Genomic DNA, 15,949 nt, shown 5'->3' with positions numbered 1-15,949 from the left:
GCCGGGGCAGCGGTTGTCGCCGCCGCGCCGAACTACTCGTCTTCGAGGTCACCCTCGGTCTCGAGGTAGAGGTTCTGGAGGGCTTCGAGCGTCTCGGCCTCCGGGTGCTCCCAGAGGCCCCGGTTCGCGGCCTCGATCAGGCGCTCGGTGATCGCGTGCAGCGCCCACGGGTTCGACTCGGTGAAGAACTTCTGGTTCTCCTCGTCGAGGGCGTAGGTCGCGGCCAACTTCTCGTACATCCAGTCCGCGACGACGCCCGCCGTGGCGTCGTAGCCGAAGAGGTAGTCGACGGTCGCGGCGAGCTCGAACGCACCCTTGTAGCCGTGGCGGCGCATCGCCTCGATCCAGCGCGGGTTGACCACGCGGGCCCGGAAGACCCTGGCGGTTTCCTCGTGCAGGCTGCGGGTGCGTACCGCGTCCGGGCGGGTGCTGTCGCCGATGTAGGCCTTGGGGGCCTGACCGGTGAGCGCCCGGACCGTCGCGATCATGCCGCCGTGGTACTGGAAGTAGTCGTCGGAGTCGGCGATGTCGTGCTCTGCCGTGTCGACGTTCTTCGCCGCGATGTTGATCCGGCGGTACGCATTTTCCATGTCCGGGCGGGCCGGGATGCCATCCAGGCCGCGTCCGTACGCGAAGCCGCCCCAGACCGCGTAGACCTCGGCGAGGTCCTTGTCGTCGCGCCACGTGCGGGAGTCGATGGCCTGGAGCAGGCCGGCTCCGTAGGCGCCCGGCTTCGAGCCGAAGAGTCGCATGGTGGCGCGGCGTTCGTCGCCGTGCGTCGCGAGGTCTTTCAGTACGTGCTCACGCACGAAGTTGTCGGGCTCGTCCTGCTCGGCCGCCAACTGCACCGCGTCGTCGAGCATCGCGATGACGTGGGGGAACGCGTCGCGGAAGAAGCCGCTGATGCGCATGGTGACGTCAATTCGCGGGCGGCCGAGTTCCTCTTTCGGGATGAGCTCCAGGCCGCTCACCCGGCGGGACTGTTCGTCCCAGACCGGGCGGATGCCGAGCAGCGCGAGGACCTCGGCGATGTCGTCACCGGCGGTGCGCATCGCGGACGTGCCCCAGATCGAGAGGCCGACCGAGCGCGGCCAGTCGCCGGTGTCCTCGCGGTAGCGGGTGAGCAGCGACTCGGCCATCGCGGAGCCGGTTTCCCAGGCGAGGCGGCTCGGTACGGCCTTGGGGTCGACCGAGTAGAAGTTACGGCCGGTCGGCAGCGTGTTGATGAGCCCCCGCAGCGGCGAGCCCGACGGCCCGGCCGGCACGTACCCCCCGTTGAGCGCGTGCAACAGGTGCGCCATCTCATCGGTGGTGCGATCGAGCCGCGGCACCACCTCATTGGCCGCGAATTCCAGCACCTTCGTCACATCGGCTCGTTGCTTCACGTCAACAGATGAAGCGACGGAAGCGGCGGCGGACGGGTTCCAGTCGCGGGTTTCCATTTCGGCGACCAGTTCACGTGCCAGCGCGTCGATTTCGTCGACGTTCGTGCGGGACTCGTCGCCGGCCTCGGAGAGGCCCAGGGCCTCGCGGAGGCCGGGGAGGGCGGCCACCTGACCGGCCCACATCTGGCGGGCACGGAGCATCGCGAGCACCAGGTTGACGCGCGCCTCGCCGGTGGGCGCGTCGCCCAGGACGTGCAGACCGTCCCGGATCTGCACATCCTTGACCTCGCACAACCACCCGTCGACGTGCAGCAGGAAGTCGTCGAACTCGGCGTCGTGGGGCCGGTCGTCCAGACCCAGGTCGTGATCGAGGCGCGCGGCCTGGATCAGCGTCCAGATCTGCGCGCGGATCGCGGGCAACTTCGCAGGATCGAGCGCGGCGATGTTCGCGTGCTCGTCGAGCAGCTGCTCGAGCCGCGCGATGTCGCCGTACGAGTCGGCGCGGGCCATCGGGGGCACGAGGTGGTCGACCAGCGTGGCGTGCGTGCGCCGCTTGGCCTGCGTTCCCTCGCCCGGGTCGTTGACCAGGAACGGGTAGATGAGCGGCAGGTCACCGAGGGCGGCGTCGGAACCGTCGGCGGCCGACATCCCGACGGTCTTGCCCGGCAACCACTCGAGGTTGCCGTGTTTGCCCAGGTGGACGACCGCGTCGGCTCCGAACTGGGACGCGAGCCAGCGATACGCGGCCAGGTAGTGGTGGCTCGGCGGAAGGTCCGGGTCGTGATAGATCGCGACCGGGTTCTCGCCGAACCCCCGCGGCGGCTGGATCATCACGACGACGTTCTCGCCCCGGAGCGCGGCCAGGACGATGTCTCCGTCGTGGACGTAGAGCTCGCCGGGGGGCGGGCCCCAGTGGCGCTCCATTTTCTCGCGGAGAGCTTCGTCGAGGGAATCGAAGTACTTTTTGTATTCGGCCGCCGGAATCCGCACCGGGTTCGCGGCGAGCTGCTCCTCGGTGAGCCAGGCGGTGTCGTGGCCGCCGGCCTTGATCAGCGCGTGGATGAGCGCGTCGCCGTCCTGCGCTTCGACGCCCGGGAGATCGCCGATCTCGTAGCCGGCGTCCTTGAGCGCTTGGAGGAGCTTCACCGCGGACTTCGGGGTGTCGAGGCCCACCGCGTTGCCGACGCGGGCGTGCTTGGTGGGGTAGGCGCTGAGCATGAGCGCGATTTTCTTGTTCTCGGGCGCGATGTGCCGGAGCACGCCGTGCTTGACCGCGATGCCGGCCACGCGCGCGGCCCGTTCCGGGTCGGCGACGTAGACGGTGAGGCCGTCGGCGTCGATCTCCTTGAACGAGAACGGGACCGTGATGATCCGGCCGTCGAACTCCGGGATCGCGACCTGGGTCGCATTGTCCAGTGGGGAGAGCCCGTCGTCGCTGGCGTCCCAGGTGGCGCGGCTGCTGGTGAGGCACAGGCCCTGCAGGATCGGGACGTCGAGGGCGGCGAGTGCGCCCACGTCCCAGGCGTCGTCGTCGCCGCCGGCGCTGACCGTGGCGGGCTTCGTTCCGCCTGCGGCGAGCACGGTGACGACGAGAGCGTCGGCCTTCTTCAGCGTGGCGAGGAGCTCGTCGGGCGCAGTCCGGAGGCTCGCGCAGAAGACGGGGAGCGCTTGCCCGCCGGCGTTCTCGATCGCGTCGCAGAGGGAGTGGACAAACGACGTGTTCCCGGCGATGTGGTGCGCGCGGTAGTACAGCACCGCGACGGTCGGCCGCGGCGCAGCCGGCGCTTCTGCCGCGGCGCCTTCTGCCGCGGCGCCTTCTGCCGCGGCGCCTTCGGTGGCGGCGCCTTCGGTGGCGGCGCCTTCGGTGGCGGGCGCTTCTGCCGCGGCGCCTTCGGCGGCGGGCGCAGCGGCGGCGGCCGCGGCGGCACTGGGCGCGGCGGCGCTGGGCGCTTTGGTGGTGGGCGCGGTGGTGGGCGCTTTGGTGGTGGGTGCTTTGGTGATTGTTCCGGTGGCGCTCGGGGTGCGGTCGAGGGTGCCCCAGGTGGGCATTTCGGTGGCGGGCTCGAACCCGAGGCCGGTGAGGAGAACGGTGTCGCTGAGGAAGTTGTGCAGCTGCGTGAGGTTCTCGGAGCCGCCCTGCGCGAGGTACCCGTGCGCTTCGGCGGCGACCCCCGCCGGCACCGTCGAGAGCTGCATCAGGTCCGCGTCCGGCGCGATCTCCCCACCGAGCACGATCACCGGCAACGACCCGGCCAGGAGCGCGTCGAGCCCCTCCTCCCAGAACCGGCGCCCACCGAGAATCCGGACGACGACCAGGTCGACCCCGTCGGTCAGCCCCGGCAAGTCGTCGACGGAAACACGCGCCGGGTTCGCGAGCCGATAGTCAGCGCCGCTCGCCCGCGCCGAGAGCAGGTCCGTGTCCGACGTCGAGAGCAGCAGAATCACGCAGGGCGTCCTCACTCGGGGTCCGCGCCCCGGGTCGTGGTCAGCGGCGTCTGGAGTCTCCTGGCTCCCGGATCGGCGCTCCCCCGCAGCCTTCCCGCTTCGCAGCAGTGGCTTTCGAGTGCGAGATCGCTCCCCGGTAACAGTGGCGGGACCGCGCCGGATTCACACCGGCTTCCTCCACCTGACACCGCTCATGGCCTTTCAACACTGGTGATCAGGGTCCCAATCGTCAAGTGGGCCCAATGGGGATCACCGGAGCGACACGTAGCATCCGGACTATGCCCACCGCCGTGCCCTTCCGCCAGGCTGCAGACAGCTGCCCAGGCGCGTTGCAGGTGCACGAGGCTGCGGACGGTGGCCTGGCGCGGGTGCGGATCCCCGGTGGTGTGGTGAGCCTCACCCAGTGGAACGTGTTGCGGTCGTTCGCCCCGTTGGAGCTCACGTCGCGGGGGAATCTGCAGATCAGGGGCGTGACGGATTCGTCCGCGCTCGCTGATCGGCTGGCTGACGTCGGACTGCTTCCCTCGGCCACGCACGAACGGGTCCGGAACATCGTCGCGTCGCCCCTCGGCGGTGTTTTCGGGGTTGTTGACGCGCTCGATCGTGCGCTGTGTGGTTCGTTGGAGTTGGCCGAGCTGCCCGGACGGTTCCTGTTCGCGATCGACACCGATCGGGACGTGATTTCGCTGGGTGCCGACGTGACCGTTCTGCTCGGCTCGGACACCGTCCCGGTGCTGTTGGCTGGCGTCGACAGCGGTCTGCGGGTTCGTCCTGACCAGGCCGTTCCGGCCTTGATCGCCGCTGCGCGGTGCTTTCTCGCCGAGCGCGCGGCTCAGGCCTCCAAGGCCTGGCGTCTTTCCGAGCTCGACGACGCGGTGCCGCGCGTCGCGAGCCGAATGCACGAGTCCTTGGCGTGCGCCCGCATCGAACCGTCGGCCCCCGAGTCCCCGAGCCCTCCCGCGTCCACCCCCCTGGGTGTCGTCGCCGTGGCCCCGCACCCGGCGGGCGCGGGAGCGCCGCACGCTGATGGCGCGGGAGCGCCGCACGCTGATGGCGCGGGAGCGCCGCACGCTGATGGCGCGGGAGCGCCGCACGCTGACGACGCGGGAGCGCCGCACGCGGGAGCGCGGGACGTGGGGGTGGCGGTGGGGGTGCCGCTGGGACGGTTGAGTGGGGCGCAGATGGATGTGATTGCCGCGGTGGCTCGGGAGGAGATCATCGTCACTCCGTGGCGGGGTGTGGTGCTGCCGCGAGCGGACCCGATGGCACTGGCCACGTTGGCCGACGCCGGGCTGATCACCGACCCGGCGTCCCCCTGGGCGAGCGCTTCGGCCTGCACGGGTCTCCCGGGATGCGCCAAGTCCCGCGCAGACGTCCGAGCCGACGCCGCAGTCGCCCTCGGCCTCGGCCTCGGCCTCGCGCAGCGTGCGCCCACGGGGCAGCGCCCCGTCTCCACGCGCCCTGCCGCGGCGCACCCCGACACGGCGCACCCCGGCACGGCGCACGGGCGGACCGTGCTGCCCGTGCACTTCGTTGGGTGTGAACGGCGCTGCGGGCACCCGGCTGGCGTCCACGTGGATGTTCTGGCCACCGCAGACGGATACCAGGTCGACGGCGAGCAAGTCACCGTCGACGAACTACCCGCGGCCGTAGCGGCCGCCAGGAGGACCAACCGTTGAGTGGGCAGTACATCCGCGACGGCGCGGAGATCTACCGTCATTCGTTCGCGATCATCCGAGCGGAGGCCGACCTGAGCGGCCTGCCGGAGGACGTCGCCCGGGTGGCGGTCCGCATGATCCACTCCTGCGGCATGGTCGACCTGGTCGACGACCTGGCGTTCTCGCCGGGCGCGGTACCGGGCGCGATCAAGGCGCTCCGGGCGGGCGCCCCGATCCTCTGCGACGCCCAGATGGTGGCCTCGGGCGTGACCCGCCGCCGCCTCCCGGCGTCGAACGAAGTGATCTGCACGCTGAACGACGACCGCGTGCCCGACCTCGCCGCCGAACTCGGCACGACCCGCAGCGCCGCCGCGCTCGAACTCTGGCGCGACCACCTCGAGGGCGCCGTCGTCGCGATCGGCAACGCCCCGACGGCGCTGTTCCACCTGCTCGACATGATCGCCGCGGGCGCGGCACGACCTGCTGCCGTGCTCGGCATCCCGGTGGGTTTCGTCGGCGCCGCGGAGTCGAAGGACGCGCTGGCGGCCAACGACCTCGGACTCGAGTACCTGATCGTGCGCGGACGCCGGGGCGGCAGCGCGATGACGGCCGGGGCGCTCAACGCGCTGGCCAGCGAGGAAGAGTGATGAGCGGTCGGTTGTACGGCGTCGGTCTCGGACCGGGCGACCCGGAGCTGGTCACCGTGAAAGCTGCCCGGCTGATCGCCGATGCCGAGGTGATCGTGTACCACTCGGCCCGGCACGGCCGGAGCATCGCGCGGTCGGTGGCGGCCCCGTACCTGCGCGAAGGCCAGATCGAAGAGCAGCTGATCTATCCGGTCACGACCGAGGCGACGTCGCACCCGGGTGGGTACCAGGGTGCGCTCGACGAGTTTTACGCCTCGTGCGCGGCACGGTTGGCGGCGCACCTCGACGCCGGCCGGGACGTCGTCGTGCTCGCCGAGGGTGACCCGTTCTTCTACGGGTCCTACATGCACCTGCACAAACGTCTCGCTTCCCGGTACGAGACGCACGTCGTCCCGGGTGTGACGTCGGTGAGCGGAGCGTCGGCGGCGCTCGGGCGTCCGTTGGTGGAGCGCGACGAGGTGCTCACGGTGCTGCCGGGCACGTTGCCGGCTTCGACGCTGGCTGCGCGGCTCGCCGGGGACGACCCCGCCGTGATCATGAAGCTCGGCCGCACGTTCGGTGCGGTGCGGGAGGCGCTGGAGAGCGCGGGTCGGCTGGACGAGGCTTGGTACGTCGAGCGGGCGTCGACGTCGTCCGAGCGGACGGCGCCGCTGGCCGACGTCGATCCGGAGACCGTGCCGTACTTCTCGATGGCGGTTCTGCCCAGCCGCCTCTCCCCCGGCTTGTCCGATGTGGCCCCGTCATCTGGAGCCCCGGCTTCGTCGGCCGCGGCCCCGGCCATCAACACCGCGGCCGGCGGCGTCGCGGCCGGCGGCGTCGCGGCCAGCGATCTCGGGGCGGGGCGGGCGGGTGAGGTCGCCGTCGTCGGACTCGGGCCTGCGGGGCGGGAGTGGCAGACGCCGGAGTCGCAGGCTGCGCTCGCGGCCGCCGACGACCTGGTCGGATACGGGCCGTACCTCGACCGCGTGCCGGCGAACCCGCGCCAGCGACGCCACCCGTCGGACAACCGCGTCGAAGCCGAACGGGCCGCGTTCGCCCTGGACCTCGCGGCCCGTGGCGCTCGCGTGGCCGTGGTCTCCTCCGGTGACCCGGGTGTTTTCGCGATGGCCGCGGCCGTGCTCGAGGTCGCGGAGGAACCGCGTTGGAAGCACGTACCGGTGCGGGTGGTCCCGGGTCTGACCGCGGCGCAGGCCGTAGCGAGCCGCGTCGGAGCGCCGCTGGGGCACGACTTCTGCATCCTGTCGCTGTCCGACCGCCTCAAGCCCTGGGACGTCATCGCGTCCCGGCTGGCCGCGGCGGCGTCCGCGGACTTCGTGATCGCGATCTACAACCCGGCGTCGAAGAGCCGCCGCGAGCAGATCGTGGCCGCGAAGGGGCTACTGCTCGAACACCGTGACGCGGACACCCCCGTCGTCATCGGTCGGGACGTCGGCGGCTCGGAGGAGAGCGTGCGCGTGGTCCGGCTGGCCGACCTCGACCCGTCCGAAATCGACATGCGGACGCTGCTGCTCATCGGCTCGTCCCAGACCCGGGCCGTGGCCCGAGGCGACGGCCAGGTCGTCTACACCCCGAGGCGCTACCCGGCCTGACGTCACGCCGCCAACCCACGCCGGAGCTTCGCGCAGAACGCTTCGAAGCGCGCAGGGTCCTTCAGCTGACGGTTCGTGAGGAAGTAGACGCGCCATCCGGCGTCGACGAGCGCAGTGAGCCGTTCCCGATCGGGTTCGATCTGCTGCGCCTCGCCGTGCCAGAGGCCGTCGTACTCGACGGCGACCTTCTTCTTGGGCCAGGCGAAGTCGAGACGCGCTGGGTAACGTCCGCTCAGCCACACCCTGAACTGTGGCTCGGGGGCCGGGAAGCCGGCCAGCATCAGCCGGACCCGCACGCGGCTCTCCTGCGGGGATTCCGCGCGGACGTCCGACAGCGCGATCGCCCGCGCTGCCTGGCTGTCCGGGAATTTCGCCACCCAGGCGTCCATCACCTCGCGGCGCGGATGCTGTGCGCGGAACAGCGCGTCCAGCCCGGCCACGGCCTCGATCAGGTCGGGTTCAGAGGCGACCTCCCACGCCGTCCGCGTATGGATCGTGACGGGTGGGCTCCCGGGGCGGATGTGCGCGGCCGGTAACCACTCCGTGCTGACCACCGAGCATCCGCGCCGGCGGAGACGCGTCCCCGGCTGCACCAGCACGTGGACGGGATCGTTGGGCTCAGCCAGCGAGAGCCCGTCGAGGCAGGCCGCCGACCGTCCGGTGATCGCAGCACCCTCGGGGAGGATCAGCGCGACTCCCTCTGCGCGGATCCGATGCGAGTCGGGGCAGTCCGCGTCGACGAAGATGCCCTGGGAGAGCCGCCGGAAGGTGGGCCCCCGAAGCTGGCCCGCGGTCAGCAGCCCACGGCGGAGGGCTTCCCGCCCCAGGAAGGGTGCCTGTCCCAACTCTGGTGGGCGGAGGTTGTGGCGAGTCACGCCGAAAGCATGGGGTGCCCGGGCGCGGCTCCGAGCGCAATCCACAGCTGCCAAAACTTGTAGATTGAGGGCGGCCCAATCTACAAATTTTGGCGGAGCCACCCCTCGGCGGCGCCGGGCGAACCAACCGTGGCCACCCCAACGGGTAGCGGAGGCCGGTCCACCATCACCACCGGAAGCCCCAGGGACCGTGCCGCTGCGAGCTTGGGGTACGTGGCGTGGCCGCCGCTGTCCTTGGTCACGATGACGTCGATGCGGTGGGAGCGCAGTAGAGCGACCTCGTCCTCATAGGTGAACGGACCGCGGGCGAGGAGCACCGAGGAGTGCGGTGGCAACACCGCCGACGGTGGGTCCACCACCCTGATCAGGAACCACTGGTCACACTCCGCGAACGCGTCCAGCCCCCGCGCCCCCGTGGTCAGGAACACCCGACGCCACGACAGCACTGGAACGACGTCGGCCACAGTGGGAACGCGCACCCAGTGATCACCGGGAACCGCCTCCCATCCCGGACGCTGCAGCACCACCAACGGCACGCCGGCCACTGAACACGCAGCCGCAGCGTGAGAGCTCATCTGCGACGCGAACGGATGGGTCGCGTCCACCACCGCATCGAACCCGTCGAGGTACGCCGCGAGCCCCGCGACCCCTCCGAACCCCCCGATGCGAACGTCCCCGGGAGGCAAGAGCGGCGAGCGCACCCGTCCCGCGAGTGAACTCACCACGTCGTAGGAGTTCACCAGCAACCCGGCGAGCCGCCGCGCGTCCCCGGTGCCCCCGAGGATCAGGACTCGCGGCACCGCGCCGCCGAGTAGAGGTGCGAGTCGGAGAACTCCGACGCGGTCAGCACCGATCCGACGATGATCACGGCGGTACGCACGATCCCCGCCGCAGCCACCTGGTCACCAATGTCCTCGAGCGTGCCCCGCAGCACGACTTCGTCCTCGCGGCTCGCCCGGGCCACTACCGCGACCGGACAATCGATCCCGTAAGACTCCACCAGCTCGGAAACCACCTCAGAGATGCGCTGCACCGCCAAGTGCAGGACGAGGGTCGCGCGACTCGCGCCCAGCGTCGCCAGGTCCTCCCCCGGCGGCATGGGCGTCGCGCGCGCCGAGGTCCGCGTGAGGATCACGGTCTGCCCGACCCCAGGCACCGTGAGCTCGTGCTTCAACGCTGCCGCCGCCGCCGCGAACGCCGGCACGCCCGGCGTGACGTCGTAGGGGATCCCGAGAGCGTCCAGCCGACGCATCTGCTCGGCCATCGCGCTGAACACCGACGGGTCACCCGAGTGCAGCCGAGCGACGTCCAGGCCCGCGGAAGTAGCCGCCACCAACTCAGCCACGATCTCGTCGAGATTCAGCGAAGCGGTGTCCACCAGTCGGGCCCCAGCGGGGCACCACGAAAGTAATTCAGCAGGTACCAATGACCCGGCGTACAGGCACACCGGCGAATCTTCGATCAGACGCCGACCGCGCAGCGTCATCAGGTCCGCAGCGCCCGGACCAGCACCGATGAAGTGCACGGTCACCGCTTCGTCACCACCCATTGCGTCACCGGCATCATCGGCTTCCACCCGAGGAAACCACCCACTGGCGCGGCCCGGCTGATCGAGATCCGCGTGAGCTCTCCACCGCTCGAGGCCTGCCACCGCGCCAGCACGGCCTCCGACTCGATCGTCACCGCGTTCACCACGAGTCGGCCACCCGGCTTCAGCGCGTTCCAGCACGTCTCGATGACGCCGGGAACGGTCACCGCGCCACCGACGAAGACCGCGTCCGGGGGATCCAAATCTGACAAAGCCTCTGGAACCGAACCGACCTCAACCGTCAAACCCGGCACCCCGAGCGACGCCGCGTTCCCCGAGAGTCGCGCGGCCCGATCCGGCCGGTGCTCGATCGCCACTGCCCGGCACGAACTGTGCGTCCGCAGCCACTCGATCGCGATGCTGCCCGCGCCCGCTCCGACGTCCCACAGCAGCTGGCCGGGCATGGGCGCGAGCCGGGCCAGCGTGATCGCCCGCACTTCGCGCTTGGTCAGCTGGCCGTCGTGGTCGTACGCGTCGTCGGGCAGCCCGGGGACGAGCGGCAGCAGCGCGGCGTCCGGCGACGCGACGCAGTCGATCGCGATCACGTTCAGCGCGGCGGTGATCTCGCCGGCCCACTGGTCGGCTCGCACGGTTCGACGGGACTCGCCCGCGGCCCCGAGATGCTCCAGGACGGTCAGCGTGCTCGCTCCGTAGCCCCGGGAGACCAGCAGCGAGGCGACCGCCCCCGGTGTCGTCCCGTCCGCGCTGAGGGCCAGCACGCGCCGCCCCGGGTGGATCGCCGTGTGCAGCCGCTCGATCGGACGCCCGACGAGGCTCACGATCTCGACCTTCTCCTCCGCCCACCCCAGCCGGGCGCACGCCAGCGAGATCGACGACGGGTGCGAGAACACCCGCACCCGGTCGACGCCGAGCTGACGCACCAGCGTCGAGCCCACGCCGAAGAACATCGGGTCGCCGCTCGCCAGCACCGCGATCCGGCGCTCGGCGTTCGCGGCGAGCAGCGACGGGATCGACGGCAACATCGGCCGTGGCCAGGAGATTCGCTCCGCCGGGACGTCCACCGGGAGCAGTCCGAGCTGACGCTGACTGCCGAACACGACCTCGGCCGCGCGGAGTGCGTCACGTGCGGGGTCCCCGAGACCGGCCCAGCCGTCAGCACCGATACCGACGACTGTGACCATTTCAGAGGGGAGTACGGACGTCACGGCGACAAACCGTAATCCCTCGCGGGAGCAAGGCAACTATCAGCCGTCGGCGCAGTGACGACGATCTCGATCTTCGGGGAACTGCAGGCGACGCCCGAGCGACCAACTCCCGGACGTCCTCCCCTAGTGATTGCGGGTTCGTGCATGTGGGTCCGTCGGGTCGCAGTGATCGGTGCGCTGGTCACGGCGTTGCTCGCGATCGGCGCCGGGCCTGCGGCGGCGCATACCGTCGGCGGTGTCGGTGCGACGAACTTCCGCACGACGCTCGACCGTTATGACGGGGTTTCTGGCGTCGAGCTCCGGGTCGTGGAGAACGGGAGCAAGCTCGAAGCTCGTAACACAACCGATACCGACGTCGTCGTGCGTGGGTACCAGAACGAGCCGTACGCGAAGATCGGCCCGGACGGGGTGTTCGTCAACGAGAACTCCCCGGCCTACTACGTCAACGCCGACCGTTACGGCGTGACCACCGTCCCGGCGAGTGCGGATCCACGCACCCCGCCGAGCTGGCGAAAGCTTTCCAACGAGAACTCCTTCCGCTGGCACGACCACCGCACCCACTGGATGCAGACGTCACTCCCACCCCTCGTGAGCCAGGCCCCCGACGAGTTCCACGAGATCAGCCACTGGACGATCACGCTCGACTACGCCGGAAAGGCGCTCACCGGCACCGGTACGCTCGCGTGGGTGCCCGGCCCGGCACCGTGGGGGTGGTTCGTCGCCGTTGCAGTGCTTCTGGTCGTTCCTGCGCTGCTCTTGAGGTGGGCACTGCCCGTCGTGGTGGGCGCGGTAGTCGTCTCGGATGCCGCGCACAGCATCGGCGTGGCCCTGCTGGAACAGTCGAACCAGGTGGTGTCGCTGCTGCCGCAGGTCGCGGTGTGGGCGATCGGTGGGTTCGCCGTCTGGCTGCTGATCCGCCGGCACGACGGTGGTCCGTGGGCTGCCGCGATCGTCGGTGTCTGCGTCGCGGTTGCGTCCGGCGTCCCCGACCTGCCGGTCTTCTGGCGCTCGTCCGCACCCACGGTTCTGCCCCTGGTGGTGGACCGACTCGCCGTCGCGGTCAGCCTCGGAGCCGGCCTCGGCCTGGTGGGCGCCTTGGCTCTTCACCTCTTCCGTGGACGTTCTACGCAACCGGAAGCACTTGACTCAGACGACGAGGTGGTCGAGCCGGAACCCCTCGTGGTGGGGAGCCGCACGCGGATCAGTCGGCGGCAGGCGGTCGGGTTGGCTGTGGCGGGAGGGGCCGGCGCGGTGGCCGGGGCGGGGCTGCAGGCGGCGGCGAACCCCGACCCACCGGCCGCGATACCGGAGGTCAACACCGTGCCGCTGGGGTCGGTCGGTAGTCAGACCGTGCCGTTCCACGGCGCCCGCCAAGCCGGGATCGCCACCCCGAACCAACGCCAGGCCCACGCCCGGGTCGCGGCGTTCGACCTGGCGCCGGGCGTCGACGCGGCCGCACTGCGCGGACTGCTGCAACGCTGGACCACCGCCGCCGAGGCCCTGACCGCCGGGCGCCCGGCCAGCGAACGCACCGACACGATGACCGCCGACAGCGGCCCGGCCTCCCTCACGATCACGGTCGGGTTCGGCCCGAGCATCTTCGGCAAGGCCGGCCTCCCGGCCACCGCCCGGCCAGCCGCACTGGCGCCACTCCCCGCGTTCCCGGGCGAGACCCTCGACCCTGCCCGCAGCAACGGCGACCTCGGCGTGGTCGTCGCAGCCGACGACGCGGTCGTCGTCTTCTCCGCGCTCCGCACGCTCGAGCAACTCGCCGCCGGTGTGGCGAGACCCCGCTGGCAGTTCGCCGGTTTCACCCGTGGCCGCGGCGTCACGACGAACGAGGGCGCGACCGTCCGCAACCTCATGGGACAACTCGACGGCACCAAAAACCCCAAACCCACCGAATCGACGTTCGGCAAGCAGGTGTTCGCAGCGGACGGCTGGATGACGAACGGCTCGTACCTCGTCGTCCGGCGGATCCGGATGCTGCTCGACGATTGGGAAAAACAGCCGGTCGCCGCGCAGGAGCAGGTCATCGGCCGGAAGAAGGACAGTGGCGCGCCCCTGTCCGGGGGTGTCGAGACCACCGCGGCGAACTTCGGCAAACGGGGTTCGGACGGTCAGCCACTGATTCCGGAGAACGCGCACATGCGACTCGCCACCGCCGCGTTCAACTCCGGCGCGTCGATGCTGCGCCGGGGCTATTCGTTCGCCGATCCGCTGCCGGGCGGGGGCATGGAGGCGGGGTTGATCTTCCTGGCGTGGCAGGCCGATCCCCGCGCCGGGTTCATCCCCGTGCAGCGGAACCTGATCGCCGGGCACGACCGGCTCAGCCAGTTCACCCGCCACGAGACCAGCGCCCTCTTCGCGATGCCGGGAGGCACGGCCAAGGGCGAACACATCGGCCAGCGTCTCCTGAAGGAGCTGGGACTGTGAGCCCCCGCCGCGCCGTGCTGGGGCGGATCGGGAGCATCGCGGGAGCGGCTGGGGTGTTGGTGCTCGCGGGGTGTGCCTCGTGGGGGCCGGAGGGTGGGCCGGGCGGTATCGGGCGGTCGGTTGCGCCGGCAGCGACGGCGACGTCGGCGGCTCCCGCGGTTGCCGCCACTCGGGGGGCGGACGGCGTCCAGCGGATCACGGTGACGATGACCGACGAGCTGAAGTTCGAGCCGGACCGGGTACGTGCCCAGCCGGGCATCATCGAGTTCCGCCTGCAGAACGTCGGCGTGACACCGCACGACATGACCGTCGCCGAGACCACCGCGGGCAACGTCAACGGGGGGCAGACCGTGACGCTGCGAGTGACGGTTGAGAAGCCCGGCGAGTATCCGTTCCCGTGCGTCTACCACGCCGAGAGCGGCATGCGTGGCGTCCTGGAAGTGACCCCGAAAGACAACACTTAGGACAGCCTTCCTCCACGGACGGTCATCGCCTAATCTCGATCAGTGAGGGCCCCTATGCACCAAGCCTAGGAGGACGTCGTGCGTCGACTGTTGATCGTGCTCACCGGAGCACTGACCGTGTTAGCCGTAGCGGCGCCCGCCTCGGCGTTCGCCCATGACCGCGTCACGAACCCGTACCTGCACTCCGTACTGGACGTGCTCACGCTCGCGGTGGTCACCGCACCGCTCTGGACCGCGTACTTCTGGGGTCGCCGGAACCGCGGCGCGCTGCTCGCGCTCATCGCCGGCCTGCAGCTTCCGGTCGCCGTGGTGGCGTTCGTGCCGATCGCCGATCCGGTGATGCACACGATCGCCCTCACCAGCGGCCTGGCCCTCACCCTGGCCTCCGTCGCGGTGGTCCGCCGCTCGGCCCGTGCCCAGGAAGTAACGGCCACCCGTTAGACGAGGAGCATGCCGACGACCCGGTTGTCGGGGTCGAGCATCAACTCGGCCCGGGGACAGCCGGGTCGTGGTGTGTCCCAGCCTTGCCCGGGACGACCCACGGCGTGGAACGCGCAGTGCGGATCGCCGACCCAGCCCCACGCCAGCAGCGTGTCGCGTCCCTCGTACGTGTAGTGGCCGAGCGACTCCACACGCTGCCCGGCAGGCCGACGGTAGAACCGTGCGACCAGACCGGGCACCGCGCGCCCGTCACCACGAACGTCGATGTCCTCGATCGTCCGGTGGGGCGTGAACTCAGCCAGGTCGATGGCCACGTGCTCGAGGCGGAACGACGTCGATCGGGGCATGGTGCTCTCTGCGTCGAACGGTTCGGGCCGTCGCGGCGAGCGACGGCCCGAACCCGAAGTTGGTCAGGACTCGGAAGCGGACGACGCGGTGGAGCGTCGCAGAGCCATCAGGCCGGCGATCAGACCCGCCACGCCGGCGACGAGACCCGCCACGCCGAGGCCGATCGCGAGCCCGTTGCCGGAGTCGTCGCTGGTCGACGACGTCGCGGCGGCCTCGCTCGGCTCGGCGTCACCGTGGCCGTCGCCGTCCGCGGTGCCCTTGACCAGCGTCAGCTCGGGCGCCGGGTTCTCCGGCTCCTCGCTGCCGGTCTGCTCCTCGATCCAGCGGGAGATCTGACCGTCCGAGTACGTCTGCAGCGACTTGAAGAAGATCTTGTCCTTGTCCTCCGGCAACGGGCCGACCGAGAGCTCGAACTCCTGGAATTCGCCCGGCTGGATTCCGGTGGCCTTGCTGGTCGCGGTGAACGTGACCCGGTTGACCGCCTCGGTGACCTGGGTGCCGTGCGCGTCGATCGGCTTCGAGAGCTTCGCCGAGGTGGTCGTGGCCTTCCAGCCGGAGATCGGCTTGACCGACACGGAGGCGAACGGGGCGTCGGCCGGCAGCGCGATTTCGAGTTTCGTCGTGGCCGCGGTGGAGCTCTCGTTGGGCACGCGGAAGGTCAGCGCGGCGTAGCTGCCCTGGGTGGCCTCGTCCGGGTCGACCCGGACGTGCGCGGACGCCGGTCCGGCGAGGCCCAGCACCGCGACGCCGGTGGCGAGCACGGCCGCTGCCGCGCGGGCCAGGAGGCGGCCGGTGGGTCGCCGGTCCGTCGTTACCGTCATTTCAGGTCCTTTCTCGGGGGATTTGCACAGACGAATTCGGTACGCGCCAGGTCGGTGTACGCGTTATGGCGCGGAAGCACCGGAGC

At 70.7% G+C, this 15,949-nt stretch carries 13 protein-coding genes and 1 riboswitch; of the genes, 6 read left to right on the top strand and 7 right to left on the bottom strand.

Annotation, left to right across the window (positions count from 1 at the left end; all coding sequences use genetic code 11):
* Window positions 1–32: 32 nt before the first annotated feature.
* Window positions 33–3,830, bottom strand: coding sequence for a cobaltochelatase subunit CobN (gene cobN / locus ACGFY5_RS03470; RefSeq protein ID WP_392716862.1), 3,798 nt, complete (start codon window positions 3,828–3,830; stop codon window positions 33–35).
* 53 nt (window positions 3,831–3,883) lie between these two features.
* Window positions 3,884–4,008, bottom strand: a riboswitch (cobalamin riboswitch).
* Window positions 4,009–4,108: 100 nt separating this feature from the next.
* On the opposite strand from cobN, the gene ACGFY5_RS03465 reads away from it, so the two are divergent.
* From ACGFY5_RS03465 to ACGFY5_RS03455, 3 genes are read left to right on the top strand one after another with little or no spacing between them, the layout of a single operon-like run.
* A complete protein-coding gene (locus ACGFY5_RS03465; protein ID WP_392716860.1) occupies window positions 4,109–5,509 on the top strand; it encodes a precorrin-3B synthase in 1,401 nt (466 codons plus the stop codon).
* On the top strand, window positions 5,506–6,135 hold the full coding sequence (locus tag ACGFY5_RS03460) for a precorrin-8X methylmutase (RefSeq protein ID WP_392716858.1): 630 nt from the start codon (window positions 5,506–5,508) through the stop codon (window positions 6,133–6,135). The genes ACGFY5_RS03465 and ACGFY5_RS03460 overlap by 4 nt, the downstream gene beginning before the upstream one ends.
* Window positions 6,135–7,724, top strand: coding sequence for a precorrin-2 C(20)-methyltransferase (locus tag ACGFY5_RS03455; RefSeq protein WP_392716856.1), 1,590 nt, complete (start codon window positions 6,135–6,137; stop codon window positions 7,722–7,724). The genes ACGFY5_RS03460 and ACGFY5_RS03455 overlap by 1 nt, the downstream gene beginning before the upstream one ends.
* Window positions 7,725–7,726: 2 nt before the next feature.
* Here ACGFY5_RS03455 and ACGFY5_RS03450 read toward each other — a convergent pair whose 3' ends face one another.
* The 4 genes from ACGFY5_RS03450 to cbiE form a co-directional block, all read right to left on the bottom strand.
* Window positions 7,727–8,599 carry an endonuclease domain-containing protein gene (locus ACGFY5_RS03450; protein ID WP_392716854.1) on the bottom strand — a complete coding sequence of 291 codons (873 nt, stop codon included), beginning with the start codon at window positions 8,597–8,599 and terminating at the stop codon, window positions 7,727–7,729.
* A gap of 80 nt (window positions 8,600–8,679) precedes the next feature.
* Window positions 8,680–9,399: a cobalt-precorrin-6A reductase gene (locus ACGFY5_RS03445; RefSeq protein ID WP_392716852.1), complete on the bottom strand. Its 720-nt coding sequence runs from the start codon at window positions 9,397–9,399 to the stop codon at window positions 8,680–8,682.
* Window positions 9,384–10,130, bottom strand: a complete 747-nt coding sequence (gene cobM / locus ACGFY5_RS03440) for a precorrin-4 C(11)-methyltransferase (RefSeq protein WP_392718635.1) — start codon at window positions 10,128–10,130, stop codon at window positions 9,384–9,386. Before cobM ends, ACGFY5_RS03445 begins: the two co-directional genes overlap by 16 nt.
* Complete coding sequence (gene cbiE, locus ACGFY5_RS03435; protein ID WP_392716850.1) at window positions 10,127–11,353, bottom strand: precorrin-6y C5,15-methyltransferase (decarboxylating) subunit CbiE; 1,227 nt, start codon at window positions 11,351–11,353, stop codon at window positions 10,127–10,129. The genes cobM and cbiE overlap by 4 nt, the downstream gene beginning before the upstream one ends.
* 144 nt (window positions 11,354–11,497) lie before the next feature.
* Here cbiE and ACGFY5_RS03430 point away from each other — a divergent pair, with 144 nt between their 5' ends.
* From ACGFY5_RS03430 to ACGFY5_RS03420, 3 genes are all read left to right on the top strand, one after another.
* Window positions 11,498–13,789, top strand: a complete 2,292-nt coding sequence (locus ACGFY5_RS03430; RefSeq protein ID WP_392716848.1) for a Dyp-type peroxidase — start codon at window positions 11,498–11,500, stop codon at window positions 13,787–13,789.
* The gene (locus ACGFY5_RS03425) at window positions 13,786–14,253 is read left to right on the top strand and encodes a cupredoxin domain-containing protein (protein ID WP_392716846.1); all 468 of its coding nucleotides are present in this window, start codon (window positions 13,786–13,788) and stop codon (window positions 14,251–14,253) included. The genes ACGFY5_RS03430 and ACGFY5_RS03425 overlap by 4 nt, the downstream gene beginning before the upstream one ends.
* A 78-nt stretch (window positions 14,254–14,331) precedes the next feature.
* Entirely contained in the window at window positions 14,332–14,694 is a 363-nt protein-coding gene (locus tag ACGFY5_RS03420) for a hypothetical protein (RefSeq protein ID WP_392716844.1), read from the top strand.
* On the opposite strand, the gene ACGFY5_RS03415 is transcribed toward ACGFY5_RS03420, so the two are convergent.
* Both ACGFY5_RS03415 and ACGFY5_RS03410 read right to left on the bottom strand, forming a co-directional pair.
* Window positions 14,691–15,041: a hypothetical protein gene (locus ACGFY5_RS03415; protein WP_392716842.1), complete on the bottom strand. Its 351-nt coding sequence runs from the start codon at window positions 15,039–15,041 to the stop codon at window positions 14,691–14,693. The two genes, ACGFY5_RS03420 and ACGFY5_RS03415, sit on opposite strands and share 4 nt — an antisense overlap.
* Before the next feature lie 63 nt (window positions 15,042–15,104).
* Window positions 15,105–15,863: a YcnI family protein gene (locus ACGFY5_RS03410; protein ID WP_392716840.1), complete on the bottom strand. Its 759-nt coding sequence runs from the start codon at window positions 15,861–15,863 to the stop codon at window positions 15,105–15,107.
* Window positions 15,864–15,949: the final 86 nt, after the last annotated feature.

The sequence above is a fragment of the Cryptosporangium sp. NPDC048952 genome (assembly GCF_043197895.1).
In the GTDB taxonomy this organism is placed as follows: Bacteria; Actinomycetota; Actinomycetes; order Mycobacteriales; family Cryptosporangiaceae; genus Cryptosporangium.
Note: the sequence above shows the minus strand (reverse complement) of the source record. Positions and strands in the feature narration are given on the sequence as shown.

Coding starts and splice junctions, on each gene's coding strand:
- ACGFY5_RS03415 (WP_392716842.1), bottom strand. CDS start 15,041: ATGCCCCGATCGACGTCGTTCCGCCTCGAGCACGTGGCCATCGACCTG.
- ACGFY5_RS03410 (WP_392716840.1), bottom strand. CDS start 15,863: ATGACGGTAACGACGGACCGGCGACCCACCGGCCGCCTCCTGGCCCGC.
- ACGFY5_RS03465 (WP_392716860.1), top strand. CDS start 4,109: ATGCCCACCGCCGTGCCCTTCCGCCAGGCTGCAGACAGCTGCCCAGGC.
- ACGFY5_RS03430 (WP_392716848.1), top strand. CDS start 11,498: ATGTGGGTCCGTCGGGTCGCAGTGATCGGTGCGCTGGTCACGGCGTTG.
- ACGFY5_RS03455 (WP_392716856.1), top strand. CDS start 6,135: ATGAGCGGTCGGTTGTACGGCGTCGGTCTCGGACCGGGCGACCCGGAG.